The 14816-nt window shown below is 73.8% G+C and carries 10 protein-coding genes; 9 read left to right on the top strand and 1 reads right to left on the bottom strand.

Going from position 1 to position 14816, the window contains the following annotated elements; all coding sequences use genetic code 11:
* Nucleotides 1-127: 127 nt before the first annotated feature.
* On the bottom strand, nucleotides 128-2383 hold the full coding sequence (locus AC060K_RS03685; RefSeq protein ID WP_483764108.1) for a S8 family peptidase: 2256 nt from the start codon (nucleotides 2381-2383) through the stop codon (nucleotides 128-130).
* A gap of 257 nt (nucleotides 2384-2640) precedes the next feature.
* On the opposite strand from AC060K_RS03685, the gene AC060K_RS03680 reads away from it, so the two are divergent.
* The 9 genes from AC060K_RS03680 to pgeF all read left to right on the top strand — a co-directional run bounded on the left by AC060K_RS03680 (nucleotide 2641) and on the right by pgeF (nucleotide 14691).
* Nucleotides 2641-4221: a UDP-N-acetylmuramoyl-L-alanyl-D-glutamate--2,6-diaminopimelate ligase gene (locus AC060K_RS03680; RefSeq protein ID WP_483764107.1), complete on the top strand. Its 1581-nt coding sequence runs from the start codon at nucleotides 2641-2643 to the stop codon at nucleotides 4219-4221.
* Nucleotides 4218-5660, top strand: coding sequence for a UDP-N-acetylmuramoyl-tripeptide--D-alanyl-D-alanine ligase (locus AC060K_RS03675; protein ID WP_483764106.1), 1443 nt, complete (start codon nucleotides 4218-4220; stop codon nucleotides 5658-5660). The genes AC060K_RS03680 and AC060K_RS03675 overlap by 4 nt, the downstream gene beginning before the upstream one ends.
* Nucleotides 5657-6739: a phospho-N-acetylmuramoyl-pentapeptide-transferase gene (gene mraY, locus AC060K_RS03670; protein ID WP_483764105.1), complete on the top strand. Its 1083-nt coding sequence runs from the start codon at nucleotides 5657-5659 to the stop codon at nucleotides 6737-6739. The genes AC060K_RS03675 and mraY overlap by 4 nt, the downstream gene beginning before the upstream one ends.
* Entirely contained in the window at nucleotides 6736-8244 is a 1509-nt protein-coding gene (gene murD / locus AC060K_RS03665; protein ID WP_483764104.1) for a UDP-N-acetylmuramoyl-L-alanine--D-glutamate ligase, read from the top strand. The genes mraY and murD overlap by 4 nt, the downstream gene beginning before the upstream one ends.
* A gap of 13 nt (nucleotides 8245-8257) precedes the next feature.
* Nucleotides 8258-9529, top strand: coding sequence for a putative lipid II flippase FtsW (ftsW, locus tag AC060K_RS03660; RefSeq protein WP_483764103.1), 1272 nt, complete (start codon nucleotides 8258-8260; stop codon nucleotides 9527-9529).
* 38 nt (nucleotides 9530-9567) lie between these two features.
* Nucleotides 9568-11004, top strand: a complete 1437-nt coding sequence (murC, locus tag AC060K_RS03655; protein WP_483764102.1) for a UDP-N-acetylmuramate--L-alanine ligase — start codon at nucleotides 9568-9570, stop codon at nucleotides 11002-11004.
* A gap of 149 nt (nucleotides 11005-11153) precedes the next feature.
* Nucleotides 11154-12185 carry a cell division protein FtsQ/DivIB gene (locus AC060K_RS03650; RefSeq protein ID WP_483764101.1) on the top strand — a complete coding sequence of 344 codons (1032 nt, stop codon included), beginning with the start codon at nucleotides 11154-11156 and terminating at the stop codon, nucleotides 12183-12185.
* 229 nt (nucleotides 12186-12414) lie between these two features.
* A complete protein-coding gene (ftsZ, locus tag AC060K_RS03645) occupies nucleotides 12415-13728 on the top strand; it encodes a cell division protein FtsZ (RefSeq protein ID WP_483764100.1) in 1314 nt (437 codons plus the stop codon).
* 141 nt (nucleotides 13729-13869) lie between these two features.
* Nucleotides 13870-14691, top strand: a complete 822-nt coding sequence (pgeF, locus tag AC060K_RS03640) for a peptidoglycan editing factor PgeF (protein WP_483764099.1) — start codon at nucleotides 13870-13872, stop codon at nucleotides 14689-14691.
* Nucleotides 14692-14816: the final 125 nt, after the last annotated feature.

Raw genomic sequence — 14816 nt, 5'->3', positions numbered from 1 at the left:
CCGGCCGGGCCGTCGCGGACGACGGCCCGGCGGGCGGGATGGGTGAAAGAGTAAGGAAAAGATGAGGTAAAGCGTTCATACCGAGTTCCCATATCGCTGGCTTATGGGGCTCGGCAGGTGCGTGGCGTCAGAGCGTCAGCGACCAGTTCGTCAGCGTGCCGACGTCGCCGCTCGCGGCGTCCTGGACCCGCAGGTTCCAGGTGCCGTTGGCGGTCTCGTTGGACAGGCTGACCGTGAAGGCCTGGTCGACGTTGTCCGCCGAGCCGCCACTGCGGTTGAGCAGCGTGTAGACGGTGCCGTCGGGCGCCACGAGGCTCACCACGAGGTCGCCCCGGTACGTGTGCGTGATGTCCACGTCCACCACGGCCGACGTCTTGGTCCCGGCGCAGCCCGCGATCGTCACGGGGCTGTTGACCGTCGCGTTGTCGGTGATCGCGGCGTCGGTCCCGTTGGCGCCGGTGCAGCTGCCCGGCGGGGGCGTGCTGCCCCCGGCGGTGAGGCTGAGCGACCAGTTCGTCAGCGTGCCCACGTCACCGCTCGCGGTGTCCGCGACGCGCAGCCGCCACGTGCCGTTGGCCACCTCCGAGAGGGCCACGGTGAAGGACTGGTCGACGTTGTCGGCCGAGCCGCCCGCGTTGTTGAGCAGGACGTAGAGCGAGCCGTCGGGCGCGACGAGCGTCACGTCGAGGTCGCCGCGGTAGGTGTGCGTGATGTCGACGTCCACCACCGCCTGGGTGGCGGTGCCGGCGCAGCCCGAGATCGTGACCGGCGACTCGATGGTGGCGTTGTCGTTGACGGCGTAGTCGGTGCCCGCCACCTGGCTGCAGCCGGGGGCGCCGTTGACGGTGAGCGCGTACGACGCGGTGTTGGCCGTGACCGGGCCGGTGCCCCTGACGGTGACCGGCGCCGTTCCCGCCGCAGCCGACGACGCCGCGGTCAGCGTCATCGTGGAGGTGCCGCCCGAGGTGACGGTGGCGGGGGAGAAGGTCGCCGTGACGCCTGACGGCAGGCCGGTCGCCGACAGGGCGACCGACTGCGCGGCGCCGGCCGTGGTCGCCGTGGTGATGGTCGCGGTGACGGACGAGCCCGGGTTCACGGAGCCCGCAGCGGGCGACACGGAGATCGAGAAGTCCTGCGTGGGCGGCGTGACGTTACCGACGAACAGCAGACGGTTGGGCGAACCCGTACCGGGGCTGGTGACCACGCTGGGCGTGGCGTCGGCGACGAGCTTGTCCCGCACCTGGGCGGGCGTGTACGCGGGGTTGGCGTTGAGCACCAGGGCGGCGGCGCCGGCCACGTGCGGGGAGGCCATCGACGTGCCGGAGATGGAGTTCGTCGCCGAGTTCGAGGTGTGCCAGGCGGACGTGATGCTCGAGCCGGGCGCGAAGATGTCCAGGCACGTGCCGTAGTTCGAGTAGGACGCCTTGGCGTCGGTGCTCGTGGTGGCGCCCACGGTGATCGCGTTGGGCGTGCTGGCCGGCGACTTGGTGCAGGCGTCGGTGGTCTCGTTGCCGGCGGCGACGGCGTACGTCACGCCGTCGGCGATCGACGCGGTGACGGCGGCGTTGACGGCTGCGTCGCTGGGGCCGCCGAGGCTCATGTTCGCCACGGCCTTCTCGCCCGGGTCGTGGTCGGCGGTGACCCAGTCGATGCCGCTGATGACGCCCTCGTACGTGCCCGATCCCTCGCAGTCGAGGACGCGCACGCCCACGAGCCGCACGCCCTTGGCGATGCCGTAGGCGGTGCCGCCGACGGTGCCGGCCACGTGGGTGCCGTGGCCGTTGCAGTCGGTCGCGTCGCTGTCGCCGTCGACGGTGTCGGTGCCGTGCACGGCCCGGCCGCCGAAGTCGGTGTGGGTGGTGAGGATGCCCGTGTCGATGATGTAGGCGGTGATCCCGGACCCGTTGTTCGCGTAGGTGTACGAGTTGTTCAGGGGCAGCGCGCGCTGGTCGCTGCGGTCCAGGCCCCACGACGGTGTGGGGGCCTGGGTCGCCGCCAGGGTGACCGTGCGGTTCTGCTCCACGAAGTCGACGGCCGGGTCTGCGGCGAGCTTCTGGGCCTGCTTCTCGTTGAGCTCGACGGAGAATCCCTCGAGGGCGGTCGACCAGGTGCGCTTGAGCTTGCCCTGGTACTTGGCGGCAAGGCCCTTGGCCTTGTCCTTGACCTCGGCTGTCCCGACGGCCGAGTCCTTGAGGACCACGATGTAGGAGTCCTTGACGGCGTGGGCGTCGTTCGCGTGCAGGATCGCGACGTCCGGCTGGGGGGCTGCGGCGGCGGCGGTGCCGAGAGCAGCGGCCTGCGTGAGGGTCAGGGCCAGGGTGAGGGCCGTGGCGAGGCCGGTGGCGGTGGCCGCCCGGCGTCGGTGCGTGGTGCGGTGAGTCAACTCTGCCTCCGAGAGCTTGCGCTCTGCCGGGCATCGTGACCGAACCCTGATGCCATGCAGAGCGGACCGATGGACAGGCGGAGTCTAGGTGGCAATCACCCCAATGGGGAGGAAAACTTCCTGGAAAAGACCATATGAATTGGTCATCACAGTTCGATATGGTCACGCCGTGAGGCGCTGGTGAAGACCCTCCGGAGCGCTCACGACGCCGCCTCCCGGGCGCGGCGGGCCATCCGGCAGACGGTAGGTTCTACTCCGTGACATCCCCGCTCGACCGGATCCGTCCGGCTGCCGTGACACCCCGGAGGGTCACCGACCTCGCCCTGGCTTTCGGTCTCGCCGCCCCCGCCGCGGACGCCGCAGTCAGCTGCGTGGCGTCCGACAACCGTGTCGTCGTCGACGGTGACCTCTTCGTGGCCCTGCCCGGTGCCCGTGCGCACGGCGCCCAGTTCGCCGCCGACGCCGTCGCCCGCGGTGCCACCGCGATCCTGACGGACGCGCGGGGCGCCGAGCTCGCCGGTGTGGAGGTGCCCGTGCTCGTCGCCGACGACCCGCGTGCGATCCTCGGCCACGTCGCCGCCTGGGTGCTGGGCGACCCGGCCGCACAGCTCGTGACCTTCGGCGTGACGGGCACCAACGGCAAGACGACCACCACCTACCAGCTCGACCACGCGGTGCGCGCCCTCGGCTGGAAGGGCGGCCTCGTCGGCACCGTCGAGACGCGCTCGGGCGACCGCGTCCTCCCCAGCCGGCTCACCACGCCCGAGGCCGCCGACCTCCAGGCGCTCCTCGCGGCGATGCGGGAGGACGAGGTCCGCGCCCTGGCCATGGAGGTCTCCTCCCATGCGCTGGCCCAGCACCGGGTGGACGGCGTCGTGTTCGACGTGGCCGGCTTCACCAACCTGAGCCAGGACCACCTCGACTTCCACGGCGACCTCGAGTCGTACTTCGCCACCAAGGCCCGGCTCTTCACGCCCGAGCACTCCCGCCGCGGCGTCGTCACCGTCGACGACGCCTGGGGCGAGCGGCTCGCGGCGGAGGCCTCCGTGCCCGTGGTGACCCTGGCGACGTCGGGCGCCGAGGCCGACTGGACGGTGACCGACGTGGCGCCCGCGGGCACGGGCTCCGCCTTCACCGTGACCCACCGCGACGGGCGGTCCGTGCGGACCGCCACCTCGCTGCCCGGCGCGTACAACGTCGCGAACGCCGCGCTGGCCCTCGTCATGGTGGTCGAGAGCGGCGTCGGCGTGGACGAGGTCGCGGCGGCGCTCGACGCCGCCGGCGGGCTCAGCGCGACGGTGCCGGGACGCATGGAGGTGCTCTCGACCGAGCCGCGCGTCGTCGTGGACTTCGCGCACAACACCGAGGCGCTCGCGCTCGCGATGGACGCCCTGCGCCCGACGGCGTCCGGCCGGCTCGCCCTGGTCTTCGGCGCCACGGGCGACCGGGACCCGGGCAAGCGCCCCCTCATGGGCGCCGCTGCCGTGGCGGGGGCCGACGTGGTCTACGTGACCGACGACGACCCGCACGGCGAGGACGCCGCCGCCGTGCGCGCCGCCGTCCTCGACGGTGCCCGCGCCGAGCTGGCCCGGTCGGGCCGCGACGTGGAGCTGCTCGAGGTGGCGCCGCGCTCGGACGCCATCCGGCAGGCCGTCCGCCACGCCCGGCCCGAGGACACCGTCCTGGTGGCGGGCCGGGGCCACGAGACGATCCAGGAGGTCGCCGGCGTGGACCACGAGCTCGACGACCGGGTCGAGGCGCGCGCCGCGCTGGCCGAGCGCGCCGCCCTTCCCACCCACCCCGCGACCACAGCGCAGCACGAGAGGACGACGGCATGATCGAGCTCACCGCGCAGGAGGTGGCGGAAGCGACCGGCGGACGGCTCCACGGGGCCGACCCGGCGACCGCCGTCGCCGGACCCGTGGTGGTGGACTCCCGCCTCGTGGCGCCTGGGTCCCTCTTCGTCGCCCTCCCGGGCGAGCACGTCGACGGGCACGACTACGCCGCCGTGGCCGTCGAGGCGGGCGCGGCGCTCGTCCTCGCCGCCCGTGAGCTCGACGTGCCGTGCGTGGTCGTGGACGACCCGCAGGCCGCGCTCGGCGGGCTCGCCCGCCACGTGCTCGCGCGGGTGCGCGCCGAGGGTGACCTCCGCGTCGTCGCCGTCACCGGCTCCGTCGGCAAGACCACCACGAAGGACCTGGTGGGCCGCCTGCTGTCGCCGGAGGGCGAGACGGTGGTGCCCGCGGGCTCCTTCAACAACGAGGTGGGCCTGCCGCTGACCGTGCTGCGGGTCACTCGCGACACCCGGTACCTCGTGCTCGAGATGGGCGCCGACCGGGAGGGCAACATCGCGTACCTGACCGGCATCGCGCCGCCCGAGGTGGGGATCGTCCTGGCGGTGGGCTCCGCCCACCTGGGCGTGTTCGGCGACGTCGAGGCCATCGCGCGGACCAAGGGCGAGATGGTCGAGGGCGTGCTGCCCGGCGGCACGGCGGTCCTCAACGTGGACGACGTGCGCGTCTCCGCCATGGCCGCCCGCGCTGCCCAGGACGTGGAGGTGGTCGGCTTCGGCACCATCCCCTCCGCCGCCGTGCGTGCCGAGGGCATCACGATCGACCGGGCCGGACGGGCGTCGTTCGCGCTGCGCGTCGGCCCCGGGATCGTGGGGCGCGCCGGCGTCGGCGAGGAGCGGGCTCCCGTGTCCCTGCGTCTCGTCGGCGAGCACCACGTCACGAACGCTCTGGCCGCGGCGACCGCGGCGCTGTGCCTCGGTGTCCCGCTGGCCGACGTCGCCTCCCGTCTGAGCGAGGCCGCCGCCGACAGCCCGCACCGCATGGCCGTCACCGAGCGGCCCGACGGCGTGACGCTCGTCGACGACTCGTACAACGCCAACCCCGACTCCATGCGCGCGGCGCTCAAGACGCTCGCGGTCATGGCCGGGCGCGACCGCCGGTCGGTCGCGGTGCTCGGCGAGATGCTCGAGCTGGGCGACGAGAGCCGCACCGCGCACGACGCGATCGGCCGCCTGGCGGTCCGGCTGAACATCAAGCTCCTCGTCGTCGTCGGCGACGGGGCGTACCACATCCACGAGGGAGCGACCCAGGAAGGCTCCTGGGGGGAGGAGACGGTGTTCGTGCCCGACGTCGAGTCGGCCCGCCACTACCTGGACGAGGCGCTGCGCCCCGGCGACGTGGTGCTGGTCAAGGCCTCGAACGGCTCCGGCCTGTGGCGCCTGGGCGACGAGCTCGCCGCGTCGGCTGCGGAGGTCGCCCGGTGATCGCGATCCTCGTCGGGGCCGGCGTCGCGCTGCTCACGTCCCTGTTCGGCACGCCGCTGTTCATCCGCTTCCTGATCCGCAAGAACTACGGTCAGTTCGTCCGCGAGGACGGCCCCACGGGACACTTCTCCAAGCGCGGCACCCCCACGATGGGCGGCGTGATCATCATCGCCGCGACCCTCATCGGGTACGGGGTCTCGATGCTGGTCTCGCAGCGCGTGCCCAGCGTCTCGGCGCTGCTGTGCCTGTACCTCATGACCGGACTGGGCCTGGTCGGCTTCCTGGACGACTTCACCAAGATCCGCAAGCAGCGGTCCCTCGGCCTCACGGCCCGGGCCAAGCTGGTGGGCCAGGGCGTGGTCGGCGTCTCCTTCGCCGCCCTCGCGCTGCAGTTCCCGAACGAGAACTCGCGCACGCCGGCGTCGACCAAGATCTCGTTCCTGCGCGACACCGACATCGACCTCGCGTTCGCCGGGGCGACGGTGGGCCTGATCCTCTTCGTGATCTGGGCGAACCTGCTCGTGGCGGCCTGGTCCAACGCCGTGAACATCACGGACGGCCTCGACGGCCTCGCCACCGGCGTCTCCCTCATCACCTTCGGCGCCTACGTGCTGGTGGGCATCTGGCAGCTCAACCAGTCGTGCCAGTACCTCGCCGCCGCGGGACCCAGCTGCTACGAGGTGCGCGACCCGGGCGACCTCGCCATCGTGGCTGCGGCCGTCATGGGCTCGTGCTTCGGCTTCCTGTGGTGGAACGCCAACCCGGCGAAGATCTTCATGGGTGACACCGGTTCGCTGGCCCTCGGCGGCGCGCTCGCCGGCCTGTCGATCCTGACCCGCACGGAGCTCCTGGCCGTCGTCATCGGCGGCATGTTCGTGCTCATCGTCTCCTCGGTCGCGATCCAGATCACGTCCTTCAAGCTGACCGGCAAGCGCGTGTTCAAGATGGCGCCGCTGCAGCACCACTTCGAGCTCATGGGCTGGGCCGAGGTCACGATCGTCATCCGGTTCTGGCTCGTGGCCGGCCTGTTCGCGGCGCTCGGGATGGGGATCTTCTACGCGGAGTGGGTCGTCTCGTGACGTCCCCGGGCGGGGCCGCCGCGGGCCCGGGCGGCGGAGCCGCGCACGGCGTCGTCGAGCCGCGCGTCCCCCTCGCCGAGGCCCGCGTCGTCGTGGCTGGCCTCGGCGTCTCCGGCCGCGCGGTGGTCGCGGCCCTGGCGGGCCGGGTTGCATCGCTCGTCACGGTGGACGCGAGCAACCCCGACGCGGACGTCACGGAGGTGTCCGACGACGTCGCGGCTCGCCTCGTGCGCGACAGCGACCTGGTCGTGGCCTCGCCCGGGTGGGCGCCGTCGTCGCCCCTGCTGGCCGCCGCGATCGCGGCGGGCGTGCCGGTATGGAGCGAGGTGGAGCTCGCGTGGCGCCTGCGGGTGGACCGCGCACCGGGGGAGCGGGGCCTCGGCCTCGGCCCGGCGCCCTGGCTGGCCGTCACCGGCACCAACGGCAAGACCACGACCGTCGAGATGCTCGACGCGATCCTGCGGACCGCGGGCCTGCGGTCGGCGGCCGTCGGCAACGTGGGGCGGCCCGTCGTCGAGGCCGCTCTCGACCCGGCGCTCGACGTCCTCGCGGTGGAGCTGTCGAGCTTCCAGCTGCACTTCACGCACACCATGTCGGTCCAGGCGGGCGCGGTGCTCAACGTCGCCCCCGACCACCTGGACTGGCACGGCTCGCTGGACGCGTACGCGTCCGACAAGGGCCGGATCTTCGAGCGTGCCCAGGTGGCCTGCGTCTACAACGCGGCCGACAAGCGCACCGAGTCCCTCGTCCTCGAGGCCGACGTGGTCGAGGGGGCGCGCGCCGTGGGCTTCGCCGTCGGCGCGCCCGGCCCTGGCGACCTGGGCCTCATCGAGGACGTGCTCGTGGACCGGGCGTTCCACGCCCCGGCGGACGACCCGTCGCGCCGCACCCACGCCGCGGAGCTCGCCACCCTGGCGGACCTCCAGCACCTCGCCGGGGCCGACGGCGTGGTGCCGGGCCATGTGGTCGCGAACGCTCTCGCGGCCGCCGCCCTGGCACGTGCCCACGGCGTGAGCGCCCGCGCGGTCCGCGACGGCCTGCGCGCCTTCCGGCCGGGAGACCACCGGATCCAGCAGGTGCGGGTGCTCGACGAGGTCGTGTACGTCAACGACTCGAAGGCCACCAACGCGCACGCGGCGGCTGCCTCGCTCGCCGGTTTTGCGCACGGCACGGTGGTGTGGGTCGCAGGCGGCCTCGCCAAGGGCGCCGTCTACGACGACCTGGTGCGGTCGCGGGCCGACCGCCTGCGCGCCGTCGTCCTGATCGGTGCCGACCCGGCGCCGCTCGCCGACACGCTGGCGCGACACGCCCCGCACGTCCCCGTCGTGGTGGTGGATCCCGGGGACACTGGGTCCGTGATGCGCCGGGCGGTGGCCCACGCACGGACCCTGGCGCGGCCGGGCGACACCGTGCTCCTGGCCCCGGCGGGTGCGTCGCAGGACCAGTTCCGCTCGTACGCGCACCGGGGCGAGCAGTTCGCCGAGGCGGTGCGCGAGCTCGCCTGAGGAAGGGGCACGGATGGCGACGACCCAGGGTCCCGCGAGGCCCCCCCGGCCCACCCTCACCGAACGGCTCCCGGTCCGCCGGCCCGAGCGCGTGTGGCTCGGCCAGTGGAACTCGTCGGTGACGAGCTTCTACCTCCTCGTGGGGGCCACCGGCCTGCTGACGGTGATCGGGCTCGTGATGGTGCTGTCCAGCTCGGCCGTGACCTCCATCGCCGACGGCGACTCCCCGTACGCCGCGTTCCTCGTGCAGGCGCAGTACGCGCTCATGGGCCTGCCGGTGCTGGTCGTCGCCGCCCGCCTGCCGCTGCGCTGGTACAAGCGCCTCGCCTGGCCGGCGCTGCTGGTCGCCTGCGTGCTGCTGGTGGCCGTGATCTTCATGGGCCAGGAGACCAACGGCCAGCAGAACTGGCTGGAGTTCGGGCCTGTCCGCTTCCAGCCGTCCGAGCTGGCCAAGCTGGCCCTCGCGGTCTGGCTGGGCGCCGTGCTCGGCCGCAAGCAGCACCTGCTCGGGAGCTGGAGCCAGGTGATGGTCCCGGCCGTCCCGGGGGCGGTCGTGGTGGTAGGGCTGGTCCTCGCCGGCCGCGACCTCGGCACCGCCCTGGTGATCGGGCTGCTCGTGGGGGGCGCGTTCTTCGTGGCCGGTGCCCCGCTGGGGCTGCTCGCCGGCGGGAGCGCCCTCGCGGCCTTCGTCGTCACCTACTTCTTCATCCTCAACCAGGACGGCCAGGACCGGATCGAGCGCATCGCCGCCACGTACGGGTCCGACTGCGACGCGGCCTCCGAGTGCTACCAGTCCATCCACGGCCTGTACGGCCTCGGGACGGGCGGGGTGTGGGGCGTGGGCCTGGGGGCCAGCCGGGAGAAGTGGAGCTACCTGCCGGAGGCCCACAACGACTTCATCTTCGCGGTGATCGGCGAGGAGCTCGGCCTGTTCGGCACGCTGCTGGTGCTCGCCCTGTTCGCTCTCCTCGGACTCGCGATGGCCCGGACGGTACGCCGCCACCCGGACCCGTTCGTGAAGGTCGCCACCACGGCCGTCGCCTGCTGGGTGGTGGGCCAGGGGTTCATCAACATCGGCGTGGTGATCGGCGTGCTCCCGGTCATCGGCGTGCCGCTGCCGCTCGTCTCGGCCGGTGGCTCCGCCCTCATCACCACGATGGCGGCGCTCGGGATGGTCATCTCGTTCGCCCGCACGGAGCCCGGCGCAGCGGAGGCTCTCGCCGCACGCGGTAGCGTCGTGGCCAGATCCCTCGCCGTGCTCGGCGGGGCGGTCCGCAGACGTTGAGACCGCGTGCGGGTGCACGTGACGACCGGAAGGTGACGATGAGCTCAGCAGTGCCCGAGGTGGGACACCTCGGCCGGGTCCACATGATCGGCATCGGCGGAGCCGGCATGTCCGTGATCGCCCGCCTGCTCGCGGCGCGGGGCGTCGTCGTGCAGGGCTCCGACGCCGCGGCCTCCGCGGCCGTCGAGATGCTCCGCGCCGACGGGATCACCGTCTGGGTGGGCCACGACGCGGCCCACGTCGCCGACGCCGGCACCGTCGTCATCTCCAGCGCCGTGCGCGAGACCAACCCGGAGCTCGCGGCGGCGCGCGCCGCCGGGCTCCGCGTGCTGCACCGCTCGCAGGCCCTCGCCGCGCTCATGACCGGCACGCGCGGGGTCGCGGTGGCCGGCGCGCACGGCAAGACCACCACCTCCGCGATGCTGGCCGCGGTGCTGCGCGAGTCGGGACTGGACCCGTCGTACGCCATCGGCAGCACTCTCCGCACCGCGAGCGGGTCCACCCCCGGCGGCCACCTCGGCACGTCTGACGTGCTGGTCGCGGAGGCCGACGAGTCCGACGGCTCGTTCCTCAACTACGCCCCCACGGTCGCGGTCGTCACCAACGTGGAGCCCGACCACCTGGACCACTACGGCACCCAGGAGGCCTTCACCGCCGCGTTCGTCGCGTTCGCGGGGCGGGTGGCGCCCGGCGGGTGGCTGGTCGCGTGCTCCGACGACCCCGGCGCGCGCGACGTCGCGGCGACGGTCCGGGCGGCAGGCAGGCAGGTGGTCACGTACGGCACCGCGGAGGGCGCCGACGTCCGCGTCGCCGACGTGTCCTCGACCGGGACGGGCGCCACGGCCGTGCTCCGCGGCGGGCCGCTCGGCACCGAGCCCCTCGCGCTACGGCTCTCCGTCCCCGGCGACCACAACGTGCTCAACGCGACCGCCGCCGTGGTGAGCGCCGTGCTCCTCGGCGTGGACCCGGCCACCGCCGTCGCGGGGGCCGCGGCGTTCACCGGCACGGGCCGCCGGTTCGAGGCGCGCGGCGAGGCGGGAGGCGTGCGCGTGGTCGACGACTACGGGCACCACCCCACCGAGATCGAGGCGGTGCTCCACGCGGCCCGACCGGTCGCGGGGGAGGGCCGGCTGCTCGTCCTGTTCCAGCCGCACCTGTACTCGCGCACGCGCATCTTCGCCGACCGCTTCGCCGAGGCGCTCGCGCTGGCCGACGAGGTGGTGGTCACCGGCGTCTACAAGGCCCGCGAGGACGTGGACCCGGAGATCACGTCGCGCACCATCACCGACCTGGTGCGCGGCACCCCCGCGCACTCCGTGGAGGACCGGCTGGAGGCGGCGCACCGTGTCGCCGCCCTCGCCCGGCCGGGCGACCTGGTCCTTACCGTCGGGGCCGGAGACGTGACCGAGCTCGGCGACGTCATCCTCGCCGACCTCGCGGCCCGCACCCACGTCCCCTCGGGGGGCGTCGCCTGATGCGCCCGCCGGCCCGGCCCCGCACCACGGGACCGGCACGTCCCGCGGAGCGGAGCGGTGCCGGCGGGCCGTCGGTTGCGCCGTCGAGCGCCCCCAGGAAGCGCCCCGCTCCGGAGACGCCGGAGACCGGGCGCTCCCAGAAGGGGGAGGTGCCCGCGGACGATGCGCGGCCCGGCGGCGTGGGGCCCGGCGAGCTGCGGTCCGGCGGGACGCGGCCGGCCGGCGCCGGGCGCTGGTCCCGGACGGCTACCCCTGCGCAGGGACCGACGTCGGCGGCGCCGCCCGAGCCGCCCCGGGACCGCGGTGACGTGGCGCGCCCGGCCGGCCTCTCGTCGCCCCTATCCCACGACGTGTCCTCGCCTCGCTCCGGTACGTCGCGGGGGACCCGGGACTCGGTCCCCGACGGGGGCGCCGTGCCGCCGCTGCCCGGGGTGGTGTCCACCCGGATGGCCGACCGCCGCGCCGAGCGTGAGGCGGAGCGCGCCGCGACGGCACGCCACCGCGTGCTGCGCCGCGCCCTGTGGATCGCGGGCGGCCTCCTGCTCGCGGGCGCAGCGGGGTGGGTGGCGTTCTTCTCGCCGGTGCTCGCTCTCGACGCCGAGCAGGTGGTGGTGCGGGGTGAGGGCACCACCGTGGACGTGGCGCAGGTGCGCGACGTCGTCGACGACGCGGCCGGCGTGCCCCTCCCGCGGCTCGACACCGTGGCGCTGCGCGAGCAGATCCTGCGGCTGAACGGCGTCAAGGACGTGCGGCTCGGGCGGACGTGGCCCGACGGGCTCGACGTCACGCTGACCGCGCGCGTGCCTGTCGCCGCGGTCCCGGCGCCGGGCGGCTACGCGCTGCTCGACGACGAGGGGGTGCAGGTGGGGGAGTCGCCGGAGCCGCCCGACGCGCTGCCCGTGGTGGCGGTGCCCATCGAGGAGGACGGTGGCACGCTCGCACTCGACGCCGCGCTCCGGGTGCTCGGGGCGCTGCCCCCGGACCTGTCGTCGCAGGTGGCGAGCGTGAGCGCCGACACGCAGGACGACGTCCGCACCACGCTGCACGACGGCGTCGCGGTCCACTGGGGCAACGGGGAGCGCACCGCGCTCAAGGTGCGCGTGGTGCAGACGCTGCGCGCGGCGGCACCCGAGGCGCGGATCCTGGACGTGTCCTCGCCGGAGCTACCGGTCACACGCTGAGGGTCCGGAGCCACCCCGAATGACATCGGTGTGATTCTCGGGTGCGCGTCTGCGCGACACGCGCGACGATGTCTTCGACACACCGGGTCGGCGCACCTACCGTCGGACTCAGCAGCAACCTGACATAACTCTAACCCTCTACCTGAACCTGAGGCTTCGGGCGCGCAAGCGCAGGAGAGGTCGGGACAGGACCGGTCCTGATCGAGCGACCTGATCGAAAGGCAACGACGTGGCAACTCCGCAGAACTACCTGGCAGTGATCAAGGTGGTCGGCATCGGCGGCGGTGGTGTGAACGCCGTGAACCGCATGATCGAGGTCGGCCTCAAGGGTGTCGAGTTCATCGCCATCAACACGGACGCCCAGGCGCTCCTCATGTCCGACGCCGACGTGAAGCTCGACGTCGGCCGTGAGCTGACGCGCGGCCTGGGTGCCGGTGCCGACCCCGAGGTCGGCAAGAAGGCGGCCGAGGACCACGCCGAGGAGATCGAGGACGTGCTGCGCGGCGCGGACATGGTCTTCGTCACCGCGGGCGAGGGCGGCGGCACGGGCACGGGCGGCGCGCCCGTCGTCGCGCGCATCGCGCGTTCGCTCGGCGCGCTGACCGTCGGCGTCGTGACGCGGCCGTTCACGTTCGAGGGCCGCCGCCGCGCCGTCCAGGCCGACCAGGGCATCGAGAACCTCCGCAACGAGGTCGACACGCTGATCGTCATCCCGAACGACCGGCTGCTGTCGATGTCCGACCGCAACGTGTCGGCGATCGCCGCGTTCCACTCGGCCGACCAGGTGCTGCACTCCGGCGTCCAGGGCATCACCGACCTGATCACCACGCCGGGCCTCATCAACCTCGACTTCGCGGACGTCAAGTCCGTGATGCAGGGCGCGGGCTCGGCGCTCATGGGTATCGGTTCTGCCCGGGGCGAGGACCGTGCGGTGCAGGCCGCGGAGCTGGCTATCTCGTCGCCGCTGCTCGAGGCGTCGATCGACGGCGCCCACGGTGTGCTGCTCTCCATCCAGGGTGGGTCCGACCTGGGCCTGTTCGAGGTGCACGAGGCCGCGCGCCTGGTGCAGGAGGCCGCGCACCCCGAGGCCAACATCATCTTCGGCACGGTCATCGACGACGCCCTGGGCGACGAGGTGCGGGTCACGGTCATCGCCGCCGGGTTCGACGGCGGGGCCCCGCAGGTCCGCAAGGACTCGCGCGCGCTCGGCCAGGTCCAGGGCGCGTCGCGCCCGCCCACCACGCAGATCCCGGCGGTCCGCAGCGGCGACGCGGCGCGCACGCCGGTGCCGCAGCCGCCGTCGCACGACGGCCGGCCGGCGTCGTTCCCGCCCGCCGCGGGCACCGGGGCCGGCGTCTCGACGCTGCCGCGCGTGATCCCGGCCGACCCGGACGACGTGCCGGTGAGCCTCGACGAGCCCGCCGTCGTGGTGCAGGGGCAGTTCGGTGAGGGGCAGCGCACCACCACCGAGGTGCCGCCCCTGTTCGAGGAGGTGCGCCGCCCGGTGGCGGAGGACCTGGACGTGCCGGACTTCCTGAAGTAGCAGGTCAGACGTACCCGGCCGGTATGTCACAGACGTGCGGGGCCCGCCTCTCTCTGAGGAGGCGGGCCCCGTTTCGTGCGTGGGTCCGGCGTGGTCGAGAGCGAGGGAGGAGTGTCGGTGGGGGCCGCTAGGGTCGGTGGCGTGACGGAGACCGGTGAGGGCCAGGCAGGTACCAGGACGCGGGGCGTCCCGGTGCACACCGTGGACCTCGGGCCCGGCGTGCGCGCCTTCTTCACCACGGCCGCGGGCGGCGTCTCGCCGGGGCCCTGGGCCCTGGGCCCGGGCGGCGGGCTCAACCTGGGCCTGGGGGTGTCCGACGACGAGGGCCGGGTCCGCGAGAACCGTGCGCGCGTGGCGCTGGCTGCGGGGGCGCCCGTGGTGTTCGCCACCCAGGTGCACGGAGACGGTGTGCTGACGGTCGGCGCCGCCGAGCGGGACGTGTGGTCGAGCGAGGTGCCGCCCGCCACGGCGGGGGACGCCGACGCTCTGGTCACCGCGGAGGCCGGGCTCGGGCTGGGGGTGCTCGTCGCGGACTGCGTGCCGGTGCTTCTCGCCGACCCGGTCGCGGGGGTGGCCGGCGTGGCCCACGCCGGCCGCAAGGGGGTGCTCGCGGGTGTGGTGCTGCGTGCGCTCGACGCGATGGTGGCCCAGGGGGCGGAGACCTCGCGGGTGCGGGCGGTGGTGGGGCCCGCGGTCTGCGGTCGCTGCTACGAGGTGCCGGCCGCGATGCGGGACGAGGTGGCTGCGGCGGTGCCGGCGACGTGGTCCACGACGACGTCCGGTACGCCGGGGCTCGACCTCCCGGCGGGCGTCGCGGGCCAGCTCGCGACCCGGGGGGTGACGGTGGTGGACGTCGGCCGGTGCACCCTGGAAGACCCCACGTTCTACTCCCACCGCAGGGCGAGCGCGGCGGGCAGCACGACGGGCAGGCAGGCCGGGGTGGTGACTCTCCTCGGTGCATAGGGCCCTGACCTGCGAAAATACATCCTTGTCATTTCAGCGGGCATTCGCTGAACAAGTTTGGCAAAGTTGGTCATGGCTCGGCGTGTCGCTCTTCGGAGCCGGATCGCGCCAGGTTACTTTTGTCA

The sequence above is a fragment of the Antribacter sp. NEAU-D49 genome, from assembly GCF_057158775.1.
This window is presented reverse-complemented; position numbering and strand designations above follow the sequence as displayed.